Source organism: Sphingobacterium prati (assembly GCF_013167215.1).
In the GTDB taxonomy this organism is placed as follows: domain Bacteria; phylum Bacteroidota; class Bacteroidia; order Sphingobacteriales; family Sphingobacteriaceae; genus Sphingobacterium; species Sphingobacterium prati.
Genome location: NZ_JABJWY010000024.1, coordinates 114,341 through 137,096, shown reverse-complemented (window position 1 = coordinate 137,096; position 22,756 = coordinate 114,341). Strand labels below are relative to the sequence as shown.

At 42.0% G+C, this 22,756-nt stretch carries 17 protein-coding genes; 6 read left to right on the top strand and 11 right to left on the bottom strand.

From position 1 onward, the window contains the following. Positions 1 to 18 precede the first annotated feature (18 nt). From HPC41_RS06660 to HPC41_RS06630, 7 genes are all read right to left on the bottom strand, one after another. Positions 19 to 1,026 carry a hypothetical protein gene (locus HPC41_RS06660; protein WP_172393255.1) on the bottom strand — a complete coding sequence of 336 codons (1,008 nt, stop codon included), beginning with the start codon at positions 1,024 to 1,026 and terminating at the stop codon, positions 19 to 21. Positions 1,027 to 1,113: 87 nt separating this feature from the next. Then, positions 1,114 to 1,917, bottom strand: a complete 804-nt coding sequence (locus HPC41_RS06655) for a hypothetical protein (protein ID WP_172393254.1) — start codon at positions 1,915 to 1,917, stop codon at positions 1,114 to 1,116. An 89-nt stretch (positions 1,918 to 2,006) separates the two neighbouring features. Beyond that, positions 2,007 to 2,714: a hypothetical protein gene (locus HPC41_RS06650; RefSeq protein ID WP_172393253.1), complete on the bottom strand. Its 708-nt coding sequence runs from the start codon at positions 2,712 to 2,714 to the stop codon at positions 2,007 to 2,009. Between the two features lie 124 nt (positions 2,715 to 2,838). Further along, the gene (locus tag HPC41_RS06645) at positions 2,839 to 3,627 is read right to left on the bottom strand and encodes an HmuY family protein (protein ID WP_172393252.1); all 789 of its coding nucleotides are present in this window, start codon (positions 3,625 to 3,627) and stop codon (positions 2,839 to 2,841) included. A gap of 157 nt (positions 3,628 to 3,784) precedes the next feature. Then, entirely contained in the window at positions 3,785 to 4,477 is a 693-nt protein-coding gene (locus HPC41_RS06640) for a hypothetical protein (protein WP_172393251.1), read from the bottom strand. Between the two features lie 29 nt (positions 4,478 to 4,506). Then, positions 4,507 to 5,262, bottom strand: a complete 756-nt coding sequence (locus HPC41_RS06635) for an HmuY family protein (RefSeq protein ID WP_172393250.1) — start codon at positions 5,260 to 5,262, stop codon at positions 4,507 to 4,509. A gap of 40 nt (positions 5,263 to 5,302) precedes the next feature. Then, positions 5,303 to 7,681 carry a TonB-dependent receptor gene (locus tag HPC41_RS06630; RefSeq protein ID WP_343043795.1) on the bottom strand — a complete coding sequence of 793 codons (2,379 nt, stop codon included), beginning with the start codon at positions 7,679 to 7,681 and terminating at the stop codon, positions 5,303 to 5,305. A gap of 327 nt (positions 7,682 to 8,008) precedes the next feature. Between HPC41_RS06630 and HPC41_RS06625 the strand changes: the two genes are divergently transcribed. From HPC41_RS06625 to HPC41_RS06610, 4 genes are all read left to right on the top strand, one after another. Next, positions 8,009 to 8,845, top strand: coding sequence for a heme/hemin ABC transporter substrate-binding protein (locus HPC41_RS06625; protein ID WP_246250447.1), 837 nt, complete (start codon positions 8,009 to 8,011; stop codon positions 8,843 to 8,845). A gap of 5 nt (positions 8,846 to 8,850) precedes the next feature. Next, complete coding sequence (locus HPC41_RS06620) at positions 8,851 to 9,882, top strand: FecCD family ABC transporter permease (protein ID WP_288809625.1); 1,032 nt, start codon at positions 8,851 to 8,853, stop codon at positions 9,880 to 9,882. Between the two features lie 31 nt (positions 9,883 to 9,913). Next, positions 9,914 to 10,705, top strand: coding sequence for a heme ABC transporter ATP-binding protein (locus HPC41_RS06615; RefSeq protein WP_172393248.1), 792 nt, complete (start codon positions 9,914 to 9,916; stop codon positions 10,703 to 10,705). Between the two features lie 119 nt (positions 10,706 to 10,824). Further along, positions 10,825 to 11,787, top strand: coding sequence for a helix-turn-helix transcriptional regulator (locus HPC41_RS06610; protein ID WP_172393247.1), 963 nt, complete (start codon positions 10,825 to 10,827; stop codon positions 11,785 to 11,787). On the opposite strand, the gene pdeM is transcribed toward HPC41_RS06610, so the two are convergent. Genes pdeM through HPC41_RS06590 form a run of 4 tightly spaced genes read right to left on the bottom strand, consistent with a single transcriptional unit; the run spans position 11,788 to position 17,465 of the window. After that, positions 11,788 to 12,444 carry a ligase-associated DNA damage response endonuclease PdeM gene (gene pdeM, locus HPC41_RS06605; RefSeq protein WP_172393246.1) on the bottom strand — a complete coding sequence of 219 codons (657 nt, stop codon included), beginning with the start codon at positions 12,442 to 12,444 and terminating at the stop codon, positions 11,788 to 11,790. It lies immediately after the preceding gene. Beyond that, on the bottom strand, positions 12,441 to 14,903 hold the full coding sequence (locus HPC41_RS06600) for a ligase-associated DNA damage response DEXH box helicase (RefSeq protein ID WP_216660678.1): 2,463 nt from the start codon (positions 14,901 to 14,903) through the stop codon (positions 12,441 to 12,443). The genes pdeM and HPC41_RS06600 overlap by 4 nt, the downstream gene beginning before the upstream one ends. Before the next feature lies 1 nt (position 14,904). Then, entirely contained in the window at positions 14,905 to 16,485 is a 1,581-nt protein-coding gene (locus HPC41_RS06595; protein ID WP_172393245.1) for an ATP-dependent DNA ligase, read from the bottom strand. Then, a complete protein-coding gene (locus HPC41_RS06590; protein ID WP_172393244.1) occupies positions 16,482 to 17,465 on the bottom strand; it encodes a ligase-associated DNA damage response exonuclease in 984 nt (327 codons plus the stop codon). Before HPC41_RS06590 ends, HPC41_RS06595 begins: the two co-directional genes overlap by 4 nt. Before the next feature lie 212 nt (positions 17,466 to 17,677). Between HPC41_RS06590 and HPC41_RS06585 the strand changes: the two genes are divergently transcribed. Next, a complete protein-coding gene (locus HPC41_RS06585) occupies positions 17,678 to 19,162 on the top strand; it encodes a hybrid sensor histidine kinase/response regulator (protein WP_172393243.1) in 1,485 nt (494 codons plus the stop codon). Beyond that, on the top strand, positions 19,152 to 22,751 hold the full coding sequence (locus HPC41_RS06580) for a response regulator (RefSeq protein WP_172393242.1): 3,600 nt from the start codon (positions 19,152 to 19,154) through the stop codon (positions 22,749 to 22,751). Before HPC41_RS06585 ends, HPC41_RS06580 begins: the two co-directional genes overlap by 11 nt. Positions 22,752 to 22,756 lie beyond the last annotated feature (5 nt).

The window sequence follows — 22,756 nt, the reverse complement described above, 5'->3', positions numbered from 1 at the left end:
TGAAAAACGACAGGATTTTTATTCTACGATTTTGATTGGATAATTATAATAAGGAGTAGATTGCGTAAAAAAACGATCAAGACGGACCCGTATGCTAATGCCACTGTTTAAATCTGAGGAAATGCCTATTGGAGCATCTTCGGGGATCTGTACTTTAATGGATTTTAAATCATCTGAAATACCGACGAAATTCAAAGATAAGCTATTCGTACCACCATCTTCTGTGTAATTTAAATTTACAACTCTAATATCTGATGTTTTGCTCAAATGTCTTGTAGGCAGACTTATAATTTCACCTCTTTTGACCTGCCATTCTTTTGCATGGTTAAAATAGACATAAGGAAGTGACTGGTCGGCTGCAACGCTTACGAACTTTTTACTGCTTTTAACAGGAATACCAAATTTGTTCATCACCTGTGCGTAATAATCACCTGAAGGAATCCCCGAGCCATCTTGCTGATCCACATAGAAAATAATAAGCCCATTCTCTACTTTATCCAATAGGAGTTTATAGCTTTTATTCTGATCGTTAACGAGGTACAGACTATCACTTCCATCCAGCGCAAGATTATTTATTGGGATACTGAAATTGCATTGACCCACGATAGCAGTAATCTGCGTTTCTTCGTCTCTAAAGGAAGGTAATAGCGCCCCATTTGACAATTTTATCGTATAGGTCTTTATGGTGCCATCCTGGGCTTTTACCTGATATTGCAGTCCATCTTTGAGTGCGATTGCTGTTCCTGAGGCAGGGCTAATGCTTGCATTTTTTGAAATATTAATAATCGGAGCAACAGTCTCCGGAATAGGCCATTCGGTTGACCCGGGCCAGGAGACATAGATGTTTTCACCATCCACAGCTGCTACAATGGCATCTTTGCCCGAGTTGTAAGGGATTTTAAAAGAAGTGATTTCTGTGTAAGGCGTTAGCGCAGTTTCGTACTCTTTTTTACAAGCGGAGAATAGTGTGATTCCTACTGCTAACAATAGGGTAGGAATGCGATATAATGTGGTTGTTTTTTTCATATTTGGGGTAAATTTCTATCGCCGGGGATTGTTTCCGTCAATAACTGAAAGCGAATGCGGTCATGATCTCGCTGTTGAAAACAATGATTAGTTGTTGTAAATAATTCTAATGGGATTCTTTAAAGTTACCTCGCGGCTGTAGTACCGCAATTTGACATAATAATCACCCGCTACTGGCACTTTGTTGTATTTTAATGAACTGCCACTGCCTGTAACACGTCCCTCAATGGAATTTAATGTTAATTGTACGTAAGCATTGCTAACGCCCGGCGGAGTGTTCGATGTTAATTGTGTAAAATTATATTCTTTTCCGTCCTTACTAACCAGACTTGCGCGCGCTATCGTTAGGTCTGTTTCGTAAGTTCCGACAAAAGGATAATTGGGTTGGACGGTATTGATATCGATAAAATTAAAGACATAACCATATGTCTGATCATACACAACGGGTGTATTGGGATCTGAACTGACCTCCCGTACATGGAGTGTCGGCTGATCACTTTTGACGATCAGCGTATAAGTGGCTGTACTGCCATCTGTAGCGGTAACAGGGTATTGAATGGTGCGCCCTTTGGCAAAATAATCGACCATATTGGTGATCAGTGTATCCGAACCTTGTTTTAACGTAGCGCCTTTGGCAACTTTTATTTCAGGCTCCAGGCTGGACATATAGAGTCCTTCGGGCAGCGTAACCGTAATGGTCTTGGCGTCATTGTCAATAGCGCCAATTACTTCTTTGCTGGTATTGACAATCTTGAAACTACTGATCCGGGCCATGCTCTCCGGTTCGTAGGGTTGAATTTCTGTTTTGGTACAAGAACTTAAATACAAGCTGCTCAATATAAGGCCCGTAGCGATCTTAAATTTTTGGGTGGTTAATAACTGATTTTTCATTTTAGTCTGGAAAGTAACCGGTACCAGCAAGGCTGGCACCGGATTTAAAATTTACAATTCTTATTAAAAAATAAGGGTATTAAGGCTTATTATAGTTTCTTATAATCGAAACTCATAAACGGAAAGTTTGTTGCGGCGTAGCTCGCATTTGGAGTTTCGTCCTTGTAAACACTATTTAAACGCAATTTCCATTGATCGCCGGTTGTCTTGTTTTCTAAAATATACGTTCTCGGCCCATAGCTGCTCATAATATGATTGCTAATGTTATAGATGTACCAGCCAGTACTGCTCGGGTTGCCTGTTCCATTTGTACTATTGGAAGCTGCTGTACCGTTTGCAATTAATGTTCCTGTAGTACTTGAAGAAACAGATTCAAAAGCTGCATTTACATAATACAAGTTATACTTCGTCGTATTTACGGTCAAACTCGCATTTGCTGTACCACTAAATTGAAAATCATAGCTAGTGGATGTACCACCATCATTGGTAATCAAGTTGTAGTAATAGGTGCTGGCTGGGTTTTTCCATTGCGTTGTGTCCACCAAATCTGGCACTGTACCTTGGTGGAAATTGCGTGCACCATAGGTGCCTGTAGCGATCGTTTTTAAATATCCTTTTGTACCGGTTGCGGTAAAGTTTACCGTACCGCCAATTGTCGTCGAAGGAGTAACAGCACGTTTGCTGAGTGATTGCTCTTCAATACTAGGAGCAAGTGAATTGTCTTTGCTACATGATGCGGTCATGCCAATCGCGGCAAGTCCTAAGGCAATTGATAAAGTTGTGAATTTGATTTTCATTTCTTTTTCGTAATTTTGCCACTTCTACAGTGGGCTAGTTAATAAATATATGTTAATTAGTCAATTTGTTACCGGATGTACTTCGACCGTATATCCGGTTTTTTTTGAATAAGAATTGTACTATCTAAGGTTTTATCTCAAATGTTTTGCTGCCTTTTGGCACAAGGACATAATCGAAGGAGATAAATACGTGTGGGGAGTCTTTAAACCATTTATCGGATGTATAGAGGCCTTTATACATAGAAACAGGTCTAATTTTCGCATAATTACCTTTTGCCGTACGAACAATTAATGTTCGTGGTTTAATTACTTTTCCATTAAGTAATGTCAGTCCATTTCCAAGGGCATAAGCTACGTGCTCATTCTGAACAGCATGCTCACGAACCAAACGGCCATAAAAGTCATACAATAACCAGCCAACACCATTTCCCTCGTCGCCGTTTTGATCCATTCCGATTGCATCACCGATCACCTTGAATTCAGCGTCTGCTGGTACTTCTGTTACTTCGTCGAATGCTTTTTCGACGATCAGGATACCACCAGTAGCGTTATTGCCAAAACCAAAATTCGTATTGTTTGCTCCATTATTACCAGAGACATGGCTATTGAAGATATTGCTAAAAGCAATGTCCCAGTTCCGCGTCTGGCGATGTGTTTCCGGTATACCTTTATTGGTTTCCAAGCTATAATAGACAGTAGGGGCAGCATTTTGACCGTCGTTTTTGTCTGTAGCGGCAAAATCGCGTACAGTGATCAATTTATTGTAAAGCCCCGTATTGCTTTCTTCTTCTTTTGGTGGCTCGACAACAGGTTCTGTTATTGGATCTGATTTGCTGCAAGCGCTATTGATTGCCAGACCGATGCAGAGCAATGCAAGATACTTTGTTCTGGTAAGCTGTCTTGATATATTCATGTGGTATATTTTATATTTATTTAAAATCATTCTAAATAATGGTAAAGGTAAAGAGTTTAGCCTATTACTTGTGTATGAAAAATGATATTTTATATATTAATTTTGGTTTTGATCGATTCGCAATAAAATGATAGGCAATAATTTGTTGCCTATCATTTTATTTTAACTCTTGGTAGTCTATAGAATAGAAGAAATAATTATTTGGCGCTACCTCGCGATTCATCGTTTCATTTTCATAGACACTATTCATTCGTATTTTGAAGAATGGTTTGTTATCTTTTAATACAATAATTGTTCGGTTAGCGACTGCCAATACTTGATGATTTGGTGCTCCGGTATAATTAGCCCAACCAATTACGTTTGGAGCATAAGCAGATTGAAGTCCCAATAAATTATTTGTAGCCGCAATGAACTGGTCGCTGGCTTTAACCTCGTCAAACGCTTTATCAATATATGATAAAGTATACCCCTTTAAACTGTTGGTCGCAAAATCCACATTGGAACCTTTAGCGTTGACATAAATCATAAAATTGTTATTTGATGCACCATCATTTTCTTTGAAGTCAAAGTAGTATGTTGTGGCTGCAGTTGTAGTAGCCTTGTTGTCATCATCGACAATAAATTGTTTGAAATTACGTAAGGAATAAACGTTGCCCTTACGATTAATGGTTCCTTGTGAATTAGATGTTCTCGATATATTTGCTAGGTTTACCGTTTCACCATCTTTTACGCTAACTTTTGCCTGATATTCCTGCTCTGTAATAATTACATTATCATCATCCTTGCTACAAGAGGTAAAACCTAAACTCAATGCACATACAAGTGCTGCTGTTGTAAATAATTTGTTCATCTTTAATTTAATTGTGTAATTTTTCCTTATTATAATGTGTTTGTATTTAAGTTTTTACTGCCGTCTTCCTGTACATAATATTTAAAAGTGTAATAGGGGGCAGGCCAGTTCATATTGGTCACTGCTGAGGGGTTTCCCTTATAGGCATTGATCAATTGTAATTTGGCATATTTACCATCAGGAAGTCGGATAGCATAGGTGCGATTGGGCAACGCTTGCATAATATGGGTGCTCAGGCTATACTGAAACCAGCCGAGGGATTCGGAATTGGATGCCCAACCAATTTTGCCGGTTCCGCTCTTATTGAACTCCTCATCCGAAGGGGCGACAGTAAGGCTTTGGTAAGACTGTTTTAAGAGCATAACAGCTGTATTGTTCGCCTCGCCCTGATAACCGGGATTGAACTCATCCATTGCATTGTTGACGAACACCTCGGAATTATAAGGACCTGTGAAAGCAATATCCCAGTCTTTGGTTTTCAACCATTGAATGGAATCGGCCTTTGTCTTGATCCAGATCTGTTTTTGATCTTTGAAACGAAAGAGAAATGTATAGAAGGGACGCTTTTCCTTGCCTTCGGCTCCATCTCCCATGGCGGCGTCGGTATCGCCCGCAAGATCTTTAATGACGATGCTTTTTCCGTCTTCTAACCCAATTGTATAGTCTTTATCTTTCCCACAGGATAGGAGCATAAGCGCCAGAAAACCTGAAAAAATACAGCGTCCAAGCTTATGAAACGAAAGCCATATACTACATTCTGTTATTATGATGTTAATTGTTCTCATTGTTTTTCTGCTTTATGATACTTGTCATTAACTTTAATCTCTAATCCTTCATCCACCGGTAACTAACTCCGCCCATAATGACCCGTCCGGGCTGTCCTAAGAGATAACGGCTGGTGAAATTAAATAGGTTATCGCCGATAAGACGGAGGGTTAATCTCCGGTTCATCAGACTTTTTTCGATCGTCATATTCAGGAGTGTATGGTGGGGGATAAAGATGTCGTACTTGTCAATAAATTGATTCCCGTTATATTCCTGAAAGGGTGTCTTTCCGCGAAAATTGACGCGTGCATTGACATTGACTCCCCAGGGTTTGTATTCGTACTGCGCTTTGAAATTGACCATATGGCGCGAGCGATCCTCAATACCCCAATAATCTGATTTTTTGCTTTGGCGATAAAGATCAGTTGCGGCATCATTGACTTGATTATAGGGGTAATTGCCAGCAGCAATACTGTCCAATACGCTGAGGTCTTTTGCAATCAGGTACTGGTAGCCCATGGACAACTGCAGGTCTTTGGTTGCCTGATAACTCAATGATAACTCAAAGCCCTTGTTCATCGCCTTCGGTAAATTACGGTAGCTATAGATCTGTGCGATATTGGTACCGTTGCCCACACTGACGGTGTTGATCTGATTGTTGATTCGATGATAGAAAAGGGAGAAATCTGTCTGAAACTTGCTCGAAGGATTCCAGGTCAGACCAATATTGTTGGAAAGGCTAGTCTCGGCCTTCAGATTACCCGCCACCAAATTCAACATATAGCTGTTTTTATAACTCAGTTCGCCGGCTTGGTCCATGGCAGCAATAACGTCGGCTACCCGTTCGCTTCCCACAACTAGGTAGTTGGCGGCAGGATTGAAAAATACCTGATAGCGCATCTTGTAGTCTGGCGCTTTGAATCCTGCACCAACACCGCCTTTAATCAATAGGGTTGGGCTGATATGGTATTGCAAACCTAAACTTGGACTTAAATGCCCATTATAGACATTGGTCTGGTCATAGCGCAGGCCTAGTGTCGTAAGGAGACGATCAAGGGGTTTCCACTCGGTCTGGAGGTAGGCAAATGCACTGTTGAGTGAGCGTTTGGCATCCAGGTCCTGATTGTCCATTTGCTCTACACTGCCGCCGATTCCACCGGTGAACTTAAGCTGTTGCATGGGGCTGTAGGCAAACTGCTGTTCGATGCGGTGTACATTTTGACCAAACTCCTCAGCGCTGGCCAAAACTCCTTGTTGCAACCATTGTGCTGCTATCTGTGAATGGAACCTGGAAAAATAGTAACGTGTCATGCTGCGCAGACCGGAATCGAAGTTATAATCGTAGCTGGCCGATAGATTGATGTCTTGATCTTTTTGTTTATCTTGTATGATGCGGTCTTCGGACCAGGCATTGATCATTTCGGATTCGCGTGCGGCAAATCGTCCTGTTACTCCTAATGTTCCATTTTTACTGGTGCGATAGCGTACCCGTCCCTGAAAGCTATAGTTGGTATAGGGGGGGAAGGTTGTACTTTTCGAGTTGAGGTATTGTTTGTCCGTATTGAAACCATCCGTACGGTAATAGTTTCCGGAAACAACGGCACTGCCCCGTTGATTGGAAAATGGTGTTTCTCCCTCCAAAGTTGCATCAACAGTATTTAATGTGCCATAGAGTAGGGAAGCATGCGCTTGTGGGGTAATGGCTCCATGACGTGTAATAATATTAATGGCACCGCCAAGCGCATCGCTGCCGTATAGACAAGAGGATGCTCCTTTAATAATCTCGATACGCTCGATGTTGGTAACGGAAATACGGGAAAGGTCAAAATTGCCACTGTTGCGGCCAAGCATGGGTTGCCCGTCAACCAATACCATGACGTAGTTGCTGCTAAAGCCCTGAATTTGTACACCAACAGCTCTGGAGCCACCCGCAATATCGTTCACAATGGCAATACCGGTCTGCTCTTTCAGTACTTCGTCTAACCTACGGCTACCCATTAGTTCAATCTCTCTTTTGGTAATGACTTTGACGGGCATAGCAGCGTTTTCGGCTTTGACCAGGTTATCAACGGCTTCCAATTTTCGGTTGACCTCGACCTCGTCGATCTGGTGGTTATCGGTTTGTAAGCTGATGGTGAGTTGCTGGTTTTTATCCGTCAACTCTACAAACTGGCGAAACTCTTTGTAGCCTAATGCTTGCGCAACAAGTTCATAACGGCCGGCATAAAGTTTATTAAAGTGAAATCTCCCCGCTGTATCAGTCTTGAAAGCATATTTGTCTGGATAGAGGTATACTGTCGCATTGGTAATTACTTTATTAGCTTCATTCTTTAAGGTTCCGGATATCTTCCATTTTTCTTGCGCCTGTGCCAGATGTATCTGGCTCGCACATAAGGCAATTACTGTACTTATTCGAATAGCTGAGAGATTTTTAAACACTATCTTTATTTTTAATCATTCTAAATAATGTTACAAAAAAAGGCAATACTATTGGATTTTTATATATGCAAATTGTCATAAATTCTATGTAATCCGTTTTTTGTTGGCTTTATTAGCGGCCTTTTTTTGTTTTATTCGGCTGTTTTATAGTTTATTATGTTTGTTTTTCGAGTGTTTTTATTTATTCGGCCTAGTTTAATATAATTTGTATTTAGACTGATTATTGATTTGTTTTGTAGTCGAAACTAATCTGCACAAGAAAACAAAACTTAAATCTGCTGCAGTTTTTAAGGAATTAAGAAAGAGATGGGTAAAATTTACTGGATAATGCTCTGTTGTTTGCTACATATCGGCGGATGGGCAAATGCACAGCAACGGATTATTACATTGAACAGTTCGCTGACGGAAACGGTTTATGGGCTTGGAATAGGTGACCGAATGGTTGCTACAGATGTAACTAGTATATCCCCAAAGGCGGCGGCGGTACTGCCTCGGGTGAGCAAAAATCGTTCTGTTTCGGCAGAGGGGCTATTGTCGTTTAAGCCTACACTTGTTCTGGCAAATGAGGGGGATGTGGCCACTGCCGTGATTCAACAGATCCGTGCTGCCGGTGTACAGTTTATTGCGATCAAACCAAATTATTCTGCTGCCGGGGCTTTACGCTATATCCAAGACGTGGCGGATGCTGTAGGGGAGTCATCATTGGGAAAGGCTTTGGTATCGCGTACAAAAATAAGCCTGGATCATACCTTAGCGTTGTTAAAAAAAGAAAATAAAGGTAAGGCTGTGCCGAAAGTGTTGTTTTTGTACGCGCGTGGAACCGGAACGATGAGCGTGGCTGGAAAGGGTAGTAGCCTGGATGCGATGATTAGTCTTGCTGGCGGGAAGAACGCTGTGCAGGAATTTTCGGATTTTAAACCCTATACAACGGAGGCATTGGTACAGGCCAATCCGGACATTATTTTGCTATTCGATTTTGGGGCGAGTAGCTTGGGTGGGCATGAAGCTATCCTTAAATTGCCGGGGATGCGTATTACCAATGCGGGTAAAAACGAGCGTATATTGGTGATGAATGCTTCCCTGCTCGTTAACTTCAGCAATAGACTGCCGGATGCGATTTTGGAGCTGCACCGTGGATTTGAAAAAGTAATGAATTCAAAATAGATCAGGTGCAGAAGAAACAAAAAATCATATTACTGGCTTTGAGCTTGATATTGCTCATTACATGTATTGTTGCATTAGGTATGGGTGCTTATCATATACCGCCAGGGGATATTTTATCCATGCTGATGCAGAAGCTACATTTGTCTACAGCGTCTGATCAAGACAGCATGCATGCCGACGTTTTATTTGAGATACGCATGCCACGTTTATTACTGGGCCTGTTGGTCGGAGCCGCCTTAGGTATTTCAGGCGCGGCCATTCAGGGAATTTTTCGAAATCCGCTCGCAGAGCCTGGATTAATCGGGATCTCTTCTGGGGCATCTTTATTCGCTGTATTGATTATCGCCTTTGAGACTTTCCTGCTGACATCACTTTCGGCCTGGATGGGGTATTACATTTTGGCCTTTGGTGCTTTTGTCGGTGCTGGACTAACGGCTTTCTTGGTGTATCGCATTGCCCGTAAAAATGGCCGCCCCAATGTCACTACGATGTTGTTGGCGGGGATTGCCATCAACGCTTTTGCAGGGGCGCTTACTGGTTTAATGACTTACATGTCTACAGAGCAGCAACTCCGTACGATAACGTTTTGGATGCTGGGTAGCCTGGGTGGTGCAACCTGGGATAATTTATTGGCTGTGGGACCTTTTATATGTGTCTCGCTGTGTATTCTTCCTTTTTTTGGAAAGTCATTAAATGCCTTTGCATTAGGTGAACTGCAGGCAGATCTATTGGGCATGCGCAGTGACCGTGTAAAAAGATGGGTGGTCGCCTTATCAACTTTAGCTGTGGGCGCTTCGGTAGCTGTATCGGGAATTATTGGTTTTGTAGGATTGATCGTCCCACATACCGTACGTCTGATGGGAGGACCAGATCATCGTTTTGTACTTCCGGGATCATTGCTCTTGGGGGCTCTGGTGCTGACGCTGGCTGATGTTATTGCGCGTGTATTGGTAGCGCCAATCGAATTGCCCATCGGTGTGATTACAGCCCTGTTGGGCACACCGGTATTTTTGTATATTTTAATCAAGGATAAATAGTCTGCTGTCGGATGTCTAAATACTATTTTTTATGTTGCGTGTAGAGAAAATCAACTTCGGAGTGAAAGACCGAAAACTACTGAAAGATATTACTTTTCAGGTTCGTAAAGGCGAGGTTTTAGCTGTGCTTGGAGCAAATGGTGCAGGTAAGTCCACATTGATGGGGCTGCTATGTGGCGAGAAAAAACCGGATTCGGGGCAGATCTATTTCAACGGCAAGCCATTGTCGGACTACGATGCTGTCACACTGTCCAAATGTCGGGCTTTGTTGAGTCAGCAACAACAAATGACATTGAGCTTTAAAGTAGAGGAGATTGTATTAATGGGTAGGTATCCTCATTATAAAAATAACCCTTCGACAGAGGATTATAGGGTAGTGGGTGAAACAATGGAGCTCTGTGGTGTAACAGCATTCGCGGATAGGGATTTTTTGAGTCTTTCGGGTGGGGAGCAACAACGTGTTCATCTTGCGCGTGTATTAGCGCAAATCTGGGATAATCCTGATGCGCTGCTCTTACTGGATGAACCTATCTCAGCCTTAGACCTGCATTATCAACAAAAAGTGCTGGCGATTGCCCGAGCCTTGGCCCGAAAAGGATTTATGGTTGTTCTGATCGTGCATGATGTCAATTTTGCTGCGATGTATGCGGATCGCATCCTGATGCTCAAGCATGGACGGAAGCTTTTTCATGGTACCCCAGTGGAAGTGTTGGCTCAGAAAGAAATCTATACAATTTTTTCGGTAGAATCGAATGTGATCATGAACCCCCGCACATTAAAACCTTATGTGCAATTGGAGGAGATGGAGATTGATCTAGAATAGACCGTGGAATTCACACTGCTTCTGTCTGGAGTAGATTATTTAGAAAGATTATAAATAATTTTCAATTACCAGCCTAATTTGTTAATTTTAGCTGCGTCGGGCTTATTTGGATTGAAATCATGTTGGTGAAAAGTAAAATAGTGGAGTTGGCTGACTGGCTTTTTGAAGAAGAAATTCCAGACAGCTACGTACCGGATAAACCTTTGGTAGAAAATAAAATCACGATCCATACGGAACCCGTTCATATGGAGAATTTTCAGCTCGCTACCTCGGGCTTGTTTATACTGCATTCGAAAATGCAATTTGATCGGCCTGTTCAGATACTCACGGAGATCGAAGGCGAGACGATTACCAGTCAATTTATCTTTTTAAAACCCGCAGACAGTAAGATGCCCTATGGCATGAGCCGACACAATATCCGGTATATACCATCTGTCAAATCGGTGCACGAAGTGGAACCGGGCATAGAATACACGTATTTTATTGCTGTGATATCCAAGGAGTATTATCTCAATCTTATCAAGCGGGATTCCCTATTGCATCAGCAATTTGTACATGAAATTGAGAAGGGGGAGTACACTTCGTTTTCGGAGGAGGATCTGATGGCAACTTATGAGATGCAGCATACCATAGCGGAGCTCATCGAATCCAAGAAAAAAGGAGAGATACGTCGGCTCCATACCGAATCTCGTATCGTCGAATTGCTGATGTACCAGTTTGAGCAGTACAGCGAAAAAAACGATCAGGCCGTACCATTATTTCATGAAGAGGATGTGCAACGCCTGGAAATGGCGCGACAGATTCTCGAACAGCGTATAGCCAATCCGCCGACACAGAAAGAACTGGCCGCAGAGGTATTAACAAGCGAAAGTAAACTGAGAAAGGATTTTAAGGAATATTTTTCGGTGACGATCCACGATTACCTCACTCGAATCCGCATGGAAAAAGCAAAGAGTTATCTCTTGGATGATAAGATGACAGTCTATGAAGTCGCTTTGCTGACGGGGTATGGCCACCAGAATAATTTTAGTAGCGCGTTTAAAAAATACTATGGGATCTCTCCGGTCGAACTGAAAATGTAGTTATCGATTTTTTAATGGTAAGATTATTTCGTCGTGTACTGCATAACATTCGTATTCCTGCGGCATTTCACGGCTATCCAATCCTGTGAACTTGCTAAAAGCCGGTAGGATAATCTGCCGTGCCGAAACCCAAAAGCAAGGTAGGCGTAGGTGTTTTTTGGGTGGAAGCTTGATGCTTACTCCTGGATGGATATGTCCACTGATCGTGAAAGATGAACTGTCTATGCTGGGGGCGTGCACAAAATGGATCTGCTCTAGTTCCAACTTGTCAGTGTGATAGATTAGCCCGATCTCTTTGGTTAATTTTTTCACTTGTCTATCGTGATTACCGATGACCAAATGAAAATTGAGGTTGGGAAATTTTTGTTTAAACTCCTGTAGCAAAAGGACCTCCTGATTGATCCCCGCATGAATAAGATCGCCGACTACGAGCAAGTGCGTTGCCTGGTAATGGTCGATTAAATTAGCAAGCGTATGGAGATCCGTGCTCGATGCTGAAGAGGGAATAGCTATTCCATGTTTACGGAAATGCGCTGCTTTACCGAGGTGAAGGTCCGATAGAATGAGCATATTTTGTTCGGGCCAAAAAATAGTCCGTTGATTATTTAGGATAAGTTGTTGTTTATTGAATGTAATTCGCTGTTCGTGTACGTTCATTTTCTTCGTCTGCTGTTTGACTTATTTGCATTTTCCATACGTTGTATCCGCTCGATCAAGGCCTCACTCGACAAGGATTGACGTAAACTGTCTACTTTAATTGGAAAACTTAAGGGTGTATACTGCTCTGCAAAGGTATAAATGATTTCGCTATTGTTTATTCTTTCAAAAGCTTTTATCAAACGATATTCCTCCAATTGTTGGTTAAACACCTCGGTGAAAGCCTGTTTTAACAAGAGATTGTCGGGGTCATGATCCATCAAAACACGGAATATAATACCAGAGGAGGCTTGTAAGGATTTGTTGTTTTGTTGGGTGCCGGGATAGTTTTGTATGACCAATCCGGATATCACAGCGATATCGCGGAATTTACGGCTTGCCATTTCCGCAGAGTTGATGCTGCTGATCACATCCTGCATAAGATTTTCCCGGCTCAATATCGCCGTTAATTGCGCCTTGTCCAATTGAATTTCTTTATCGGAATAAAGTTCGAAACCATAGTCGTTCATGGCCATCGAGAAGCTGATGGGGGAGCGTTTGCTGATGCGGTAAGCGACGAGGGCAGCCATGACTTCGTGGATCAATCGACCTTCCAGTGGATAGAAAAACAGATGGTGTCCTTCTTTGGTCTTGATGTGTTCGACAAGAAATTGTGATCCATTGGGCACAGCGGAGAGGCTTTGCTGCTTTTGGATTAACGGTGCAAGGAAGCGCAATTCTTTTTCGCTATTATCGGGGCTTATTGCTTCTGCGAGTTTTTTACGTAGAAAATGGCTCAGGTTGGAAGATAGCGGCAATCTACCTCCCAGCCAGCTCGGTGTGATAGCTTTACCGGATGAATTCTTGACAAATACAGTCATATCCTTGACCATGACAAGCTCGAGAATACGGCCAGCAAGGTTAAATCGTTCACCTTTTTTCAGTTTGCTGATAAAATATTCCTCAATCATACCGATGTATCCGCCGGAGAGGAATTTTACGCGCATCATCGCATCGCCAACAATAGCACCGATATTCAGCCGATGAAGTAGGGCGATACGCCTATTTTTTATAATCCAGTTGCCCTCACTGTCCTGTACTACTTTGTGAAATTCCTCATAGCGTTTGCCGATTTTGCCACCTGCGGTGATAAAGTACATGCACCACTGCCATTCCTCATCATTCATATATCTGAAGGCATGAGTCTGGGCAACGATCTGATGTAGTTGTGTTGATTGGAAACCGCCTCCGAGAGCGATTGTTACCATAAATTGTACCAATACATCGAAGCTCTGGACCATGGGGTCACGATTTTCTATGGTTTGCGTTTTGACTGCCTCCTTTAATGCGGCAACTTCAATGAGCTCCAAGGAATGTGTCGGAACGAAGTAGATAACAGACGTTTCAAAAGGGCTGTGCCCACTTCTTCCTGCACGTTGCATAAATCTGGCTACTCCTTTGCTTGATCCAATTTGAATAACTGTATCAACGGGTTTAAAATCTACACCCAGATCGAGTGATGAGGTCGATACCACTGCTTTTAACCGCCCACTACTGAGATTGTCTTCGATCCATTCGCGGATATGAGCGTCCACTGAACTGTGGTGCAGTGCAATCTGTCCCGCAAAATCGGGATGTGCCTGCAGCAGGAGCTGATACCATAGTTCGCTCTGGCTTCGGGTATTAGTGAAAAGGATGGTACTCTTGCTTTCCAAGATAATGGGCACAACTTTGTCCACGAGATTGCCGCCAAGATGACCAGCCCAAGGCAGCAGTTCTACTGTATCGGGGTAGATGGATTTTATGGCAATTTTCTTTTTCTCCTTTGCGATTATTTTTACCCTTTTGGGTTCGGTAGGCAGTAGGACATCCATCGCCTGGTCGAGGTTGCCTATGGTGGCAGTGATCCCCCAGATACGGAGAATTTTGTGTTGGTGCCTGAGATAGGATAGCGCGAGCTCGACCATGACACCGCGCTTATTACCAAGCAGTTCGTGCCATTCGTCTACAGTAACACAACAAATGTTTTTGAAATATTTGTCGCGTTGTTTTTGGGCAAGTAATAGATGCAGGCTTTCTGGGGTAACAAGAAGAATATCAGGCATGGCTTTGGTCTGTTGGGCCCTGATCCTCGGATCGGTATCTCCATTGCGTACCTGTACAATCCAATCTAATCCGATATCATCTATGGCGGTTTGCATTGCTCTCGCTAGATCCTTCGCTAGGGAGCGCAAGGGCGTAATCCAAAGTAGTTTTAATCCTTTTTGATAGCGTTGTGGATGATTCATGTAGTCGATTAAAACTGCCATAAAGACTGAAAATGTCTTTCCAAATCCTGTAGGGGCGATGACCATTCCACTGTATCCCCGCATGTATTTGTCCCAGGTCTTAACCTGGAATTCAAAAGGGGTATTGCCCAAGGATTCAAAATGGCGACTGACGATTTTGAATCCTTCACTGTGTGTTATCTTCTGAATCAATTTACGGTATTAATTTTTTGATGTCTTCTAATGTATCTATATCAACAGCCTTTTTATCCCTGCGCCAACGCAAAATCCGGGGGAAGCGTAGGGCTACGCCAGATTTGTGACGTTTACTATAGCCTATTCCTTCGAAAGCGATTTCAAATACCAATTCTGGTTTGACGGTCCTAACTGGCCCGAATTTCTCCAAAGAATTTTGTTTGACAAAGCGGCTTACCTCAAGTATTTCTTTATCTGTAAGTCCGGAATATGCTTTTGCGATGCTTACTAAGTGATCTCCGTCTTTGATAGCAAAAGTGTAGTCGGTATAATGGGCACTTCTTCGGCCACTGCCTTTTTGTGCATATATCAATACGGCATCGATGGTCATGGGATTGACTTTCCATTTCCACCAACCACCTTTTTTGCGGCCAGCATAATAAATAGCGCTTTTCTTTTTGAGCATGATGCCCTCGCTGTTTACCTCCCGAGACGCAGCCTGGACAAGCTGTAGCGCTGTCCAATCTGCGCAATGGATGAGCGGAGATAGCTGCATGATATCATCACCATTGCGTTGATGCAATTGTTCCAATACATTGCGTCTCCCTTGAAGGGGATCGGATCGGAGATCTTGACCATTCAGTTCCAATACGTCATAAAGGTATACTACAACGGGGACTTCTTCGCGCAAAGTTCTTGAAATTACCTTACGATTGATCCTTTTCTGTAATTCTGTAAAATTCAATATCCGGCCATCTTTGGCAGCCAAGATTTCTCCATCTAAAACGACGTTCTCTTTCCACTGTCGTAGCGCATCTGTGATTTCCGGAAATTGTGCTGTAACAAGTTCTTCACCCCTGGACCAAATAAAAACTTCTTCACCCCGTTTGATTAACTGGCCGCGTATTCCATCCCATTTATGTTCACATTGCCATTCTGTAATGGGACCGAGTGCTTCGAGCTCTTTTTCAATCGGGTAGGCCAGACAGAAGGGATAAGGTTTTGAGAGATTCGTGTTGCTATACTCGCCCCGAACAAGTTTGTCAAATTCGTAGTCATATGGATTCCACTCGCCCATAATACTATGGGCGACTATGCTAGGTTCGATCTGGAAATGTGCCGCAACGGTATTGATCAACCCTTTTGCGGAAATGCCCAGACGGAAGCTACCTCCTAGTAATTTGTTGAAAATAAAGCGCTCTATGGTGTTCAGTGCATTCCATGAGGCCAGTACAAATGCTTTTTTTTCTGCCATTGAAGCATTTGCCAGTATAACAATATCTTCCATCCAGTCACTAAGGCTTTTGTCGGTTCGCTCAGATGGCGGTGGGAGTAGCAGGGATAAAGTCTCGGAGAGATCACCTACGGCCGCATAACATTCTGTAAATAGCCATTCTGGAATATCGGTAAGCTCCAGCACCCAAGTTTTAAGATCTTTTGTTGCTATGGGACGCTTAGGTCTCTTGCCAGTCATTAAGGCAAGAAACCAAAGTTTGTCTTTTTCTGGAGCAAATGTTAAAAAACGGATAATCGCTTCCTTTTTCAAACTGGTCTTGTTGCTGCTGTCCAGGGCATTGATCAACGTTGCAAATTCTATCATATGCTTATTTCTTCCCCGTAATTTGTTTTGACTTCTTCAGCTTCGATCCCTATTTCATTCAGGTATTTGCTGAATGTGGCGGTCTGACCATGAGTTACATATACTTTCTCGGCCCCGCTTTCCTTTACTGCTTGCAACAGTCCATTCCAATCAGCATGATCGCTGATGGCGAAGCCTGCATCGGCGCTACGCCATCTCCGTGCACCACGAATTTGCATCCAACCCGAGCAGATGGCATAAGCAACATGTGGTATCTTTTGAAGGAGGTGAGTATCGAGTAGTGCGGGGGGCAACAGGACTATCTTGCCATCGAGCTGCTTAGTATCTGTCCTGAGGTCGACAATATGATAAGGCGGTAATTGTATACCAGCCTCACTATAGGCCATATTTAACTTGGCGATACTGTAATGTACATATACCTCGCCCATGTCTTTTACTGCATTTAATATTCGTTGCGACTTGCCAAGTGAGTAGCCGATAAATACAGATGTTTTCTTGAAACCTTGATTGTGCGTGATCCATTCATTCAAGCGCTGGGTTTGTGCGGCAACACTTTCCCAACGATAGATTGGCAGGCCAAAGGTACTTTCAGTAATGAGTTCGTGGCATTTTACCGGCTCAAATGGGGTGGAAAGCCCATCATCCTGGATCTTATAATCCCCCGTAAAAACAATTACTTTACCTTTATATTCCATTCTTATCTGGGAAGAACCAATAATATGCCCGGCAGGATGTAAGGAAATTTTTACACCATTGATATGAAAAGGCCGGTTGTACGCTACCCCTTCAACCTGAATGTCATGGCCAATACGACTTTTTAGTATATTGACCGTAAAATGGTGACAGAGATACTTTTTCATGCCTGGATAAGCATGATCTGCATGTCCATGAGTGATAATAGCCAAGTCAACTGGTTGCCAGGGGTCTAGATAAAACTTGCCTGGGACACAATAAATCCCCTTTGATGTGAATTGAATCATATCGAATCCGTGTTTTGATAACAGCTATTGTTTATAGCATGTTATGTATTCAAACAGGTAGGGTTAAGTTAAAGTTTTGTTTATTTTCTCGTGAAATTCATTCATAGTGCTTAAATTGCATCTGTATTGAGATTTTTTGGCTGAAATTACTATTAAGTGATTCGGTTAATTTTTTTACATTTGTTTACTTTGATTCTTAGTTTTAGCTCTCTATGATATTAATAGTCGATGACAACCCAGATAATATATATTCGTTACAAAAATTATTGGAATCTAAAAATTTTAAAGTACATGCTGCCCAATCTGGTGAAGAGGCATTAAAAAAGATTTTAAAATATAATTATGCGCTCATCATATTGGACGTGCAGATGCCGGATATGGATGGTTTTGAAGTAGCAGAAAACATTGCTGGATTTAGTAAGACCAAGGAAACGCCTATTATATTCTTATCAGCAGTTAATACTGACAAACGTTTTATTACCAAAGGATATGATTCTGGAGGCTTGGATTACGTAACCAAGCCGGTCGATCCGGACATTTTGATGTTAAAAGTCAAAACTTTCTATCGACTGTATGAGCAGACGCAGGCACTAAAGGATATCCAACAAACTCTTGAAAGGGAAGTGGAGCGCCGGAAGGAGGCACAAAAGGAGCTTCGTTCAAAAGTAGACTATTTACATACGTTATTGGAATCTTTGCCGCAAATTGCCTTTACCTGTGATAATCGTGGTAATATCGATTTCGTCAATGGCCGTTGGTTTCAGTTTTCGGATAATGAATGTATATTCCCACAGACGCATCCTGATGACCGATCGATCGCTGCGGAGCTACAGGAGAGCCTTGAATCCGGAAAGCCTTTGGAAATGGAGGTCCGGATCAAAAAGCGGGATGAAACCGTTTATTCGTATCAATTATTGAGGGTATGGCCAATCTTAGAGAATGGTGAGAATAATTGGGTGGGCACGTTTACAGACATTGATAGCCAGAAGAAAGCCGAGAAAGAAAAGGATGAGTTTTTGAGTATTGCCAGTCACGAACTTAAAACTCCACTTACAAGTATAAAAGCGTATATGCAGCTGCTCGATCGCAAGCTGAACCTTGACAAAGCCTGTGCAGAGGCAAAATATGTTGACAGGGTTCAGGATCAGGTAGAAAAATTGAATAGTTTGATCACAGATTTACTTGATATATCTAAAATTGATAATGGTAAATTGATTATCAATAAAAAAATGTTTTCGCTCGAACGCATGATTCAGAGTGCCATCGATTCCATTGTTCAGACGCATGATCAAAGTAATATGATACTACTTAGGCAAGGAGATATCTCAAATTTAATGGTATATGGTGATGAGATACGTCTTGAGCAGGTCCTTGTTAATTTTTTAACGAACGCATATAAATATGCTGCTGGCACTGAGAAGATCATCGTTGATTGTAACGTGATGGATGACTTTGTAAAAGTGAGTGTAGTAGATTTTGGAATTGGTATACCAGAAAGTAAGCAGTCTGAAGTTTTCGATAAGTTTTATCGCGTTGAAGAAACTTCTTTTGATTTTCAAGGACTTGGAATTGGCCTTTATATTTGTTCGGAAATTATCCGAAGCCATCAAGGAACAATAGGTGTTGAAAGCTCGGAAGGTAAAGGGGCCACATTTTATTTTACATTACCATTAAACATACCTACAGATGCCAAATAAAACGCTCAATAACTTATCGATCGGAATCGGTTTTTCCTTGTTTGTATTATTGGTCAGCTCTACTGCTTCTTATTTGGGAATCAAAGAACAAAATAAACATCGTCAGGAACTAGCTGTTGCCCGAAAAGTTATCAGCTTATCAAATATGATTCTCAACTCTTTACAAGGGGCCGAAACAGGAAATCGGGGTTATTTGCTTACGGGTAAGGAAAACTATTTGGAGCCGTTCAATATGGCCCTCGTAGATCTTCCAAGAGAATTAAAGGAAATAAACGAACTTACAGCAGCGGATCCAGTACAAAAAAATCGGGTAGACAGTCTATTTACGGCAGCTCAACAGCGGCTCGCGGTATTAAAGGAGTCTGTGGATATCAAACGAAAGGGCGGCAATGTCGGTTTGGAACATTTGGACGAGAGTAAATCCGCAATGGACAGGTGCCGAAGTATTATTCAGGACATTATTTATTATGAAGATGATGCGGTAGATCAAAAATCTACCAATTTAGATAATTCTTCTTTTATAACTACTTTATTTATAGTGATTAGTGCGGTACTGTCGCTCATTATCACGGCATATTTCTATTTCCGACTTAGAGCAGACTTTCTTAAACGCTTGGAACTGGAAAAATCACTTCGTGAAAAGGATGAAGGGATCACCCGCAGACTAAATCTGGTTCAGACCATTACAAATCGTATTGCCGCAGGAGATTATAGTGTCCAAGCGGAGGACGTCGAGGACGACGATTTGGGTGCGATAGCAAAATCCGTTAATCGGATGTCTAAAGCTTTGAGAAAATCGTTTGACCAACTCAAAGATAACGATTGGTTACACATGGGATATGCGGATCTCTATACGGGATTGGTGGGTAACAAGACTGAAAAAGCATTGGCTACAGGGGCAATAAGAGGATTGGTAAATTATATCGGTGCTATTACAGGGGCAATATATGTGTTTAACGACGAAAAATTGGAGTTAGCTGGCGCCTATGGTTTAGATCCGAAAGCACGGCAATATTTCTTGCCAAATGAAGGCTATGTCGGACAAGTATTTATCGATAGGCAAACAAAGGTTGTAAATAATATAAACACGGAGGACTATATCATCAGTTTTGCCAGTGGTCAGATCAATGTGGAACATCTTATTTTTGTACCTGTTGTATTGGCAGACCAGGTATTGGGTGTTTTGGAAATTGGACATCGCCAGTCATTTAGAGAAATAGAATTGACGTTCTTGACGGAATGTGCAAGGCAATTGGGGATCGCTATTGCATCCGCAAAAGGGCGAGCTAGAATCCAGACGTTATTGGAAGAAACCCAGGTTCAATCTGAAGAATTGCTTTCACAGCATGCTGAACTCGAGAATCTCAACACGGAGTTAGAAGCCCAAACTTTACGGTTACAGTCATCTGAAGAAGAACTGAAGGTGCAACACGAGGAATTGATGCAATCGCACCAAGAATTGGAAGAACGTTCGAAATTGTTGGAAGACAAGAACCTATTGATTGCCGAACGTAATCTAGAAATTCAACAAAAGGCGGAAGAACTTGCATTGAGTACCAAATATAAGTCGGAATTTTTGGCTAATATGTCTCATGAACTTCGCACACCACTTAATTCTATCTTACTTCTTTCGCGTTTGTTATCTGAAAACAATGAACATAATCTGAGCGCAGATCAGATTGAATCGGCTAAAGTAATCCAAAGTTCTGGAACAAGCCTATTGACATTGATCGATGAGATATTGGATCTTTCAAAAATTGAGTCCGGTAAAATGACATTGGAGTATGCTACCCTAAATTTAAATGACATATCAGCCGACTTGAATAACCTATTCCTGCCGATTGTCAACGAAAAAGGATTGGCATTTACAATCGATATTGATCCTGGAGTCAATAAGAAATTTCAGGGAGATCGGCTCAGAATTGATCAGGTACTGCGTAACTTGATTTCTAATGCGATTAAATTTACGTCGGTAGGCGAAGTCAGGTTGGATATTTATCCGGACAGCGAGGTGAAGGATAGGCTTGTTTTTGCTGTTGTTGATTCCGGTGTAGGGATACCACTGGAAAAACAGAAGATAATTTTTGAGGCCTTCCAACAAGCAGACGGCTCTACCCGAAGAAAATTTGGTGGAACTGGATTAGGATTATCCATTAGTAGGGAGATTGCCCGCTTGCTTGGAGGAGAGATAAGACTTGAGAGTGAAGAAGGAAAAGGTAGTACTTTTTTATTTATCATTCCGGATCATCAAGTGGAGCTTGGCGAACAGCGGACTAAGGAGGAGCAACTTATTGAAGAAATCCATTCGGAAATACAGGAGGTTCGTGAGCTTGTCACTGATAATGCCTATAATCCTGCTACGATACGTATTCCTGAGGAGCTGCCTGATGATCGCGAAAATATCACAACGGGTGATAAGGTCATACTCATTGTAGAAGATGATATCAATTTTGCGAAAGCATTGTTGAAGTATACGCATAGTCAGCACTACAAAGGTGTCGTCGTCGTAAGAGGGGACCATGCGCTACCAGCAGCTAAGAGATATCATCCGCAGGCCGTCTTATTGGATATCCAATTGCCTGTAATGGATGGTTGGGCTGTAATGGATCAGCTAAAGGGGGATAAGACGACACGACATATTCCTGTGCATATCATGTCGTCACTTGAAGTGAAAAAGGAAAGTTTGTTAAAGGGAGCTATTGATTTTATCAATAAACCTGTTGCTTTGGAGCAAATGACGTCGGTATTTCAGAAAATTGAATCGGCTTTGAGTAGGTCTCCCAAGAAAGTTCTTATTGTTGAGGAAAATCCCAAGCACGCTAGCGCACTGGCTTATTTTTTAAGCAGTTTCAATATTTCACTTGAAGTCAAAGATAATGTCGAAGACAGTATCAAAGCATTAGGGACAGCCGATGTGGACTGCGTGATCCTGGATATGGGGGTTCCCGATGAAATGGGCTACAATACACTAGAGGCTATTAAACAACACGAGGGACTTGAAAATCTTCCGATTATCATATTTACAGGTAAAAATCTATCAAAATCGGAGGAATTAAAGATTAAAAAATACGCGGATTCTGTAGTTGTGAAAACGGCACATTCTTATCAGCGTATCCTGGATGAAGTAGGTCTATTTCTGCACTTGATCGAAACCAATAGCGGCGACGACTTAAGACGAAAAAGTACCGGGCTTGGGGCATTAACAGACGTGTTGAAAGGGAAAAAAGTATTGATAGCCGATGATGATGTACGCAATATATTTTCGATGACGAAGGCATTGGAAAAATTTCAGGTGCAGGTCATACCAGCGATGGATGGCAAGGAAGCTCTGGAGGTGTTGCGTTCTGGTGAAGCCATCGATATCGTGCTAATGGATATGATGATGCCCGAAATGGATGGGTATGAGACGATCAAGAATATACGGCAGACACCGCAATTTGCAACATTGCCTATTATTGCTGTCACAGCTAAGTCTATGATTGGTGATCGCGAAAAATGTATACAGGCGGGAGCTTCGGACTATATCTCGAAACCTGTGGATATAGATCAGCTTCTGTCGTTATTGCGTGTATGGTTATATGAAAATTAATTAAG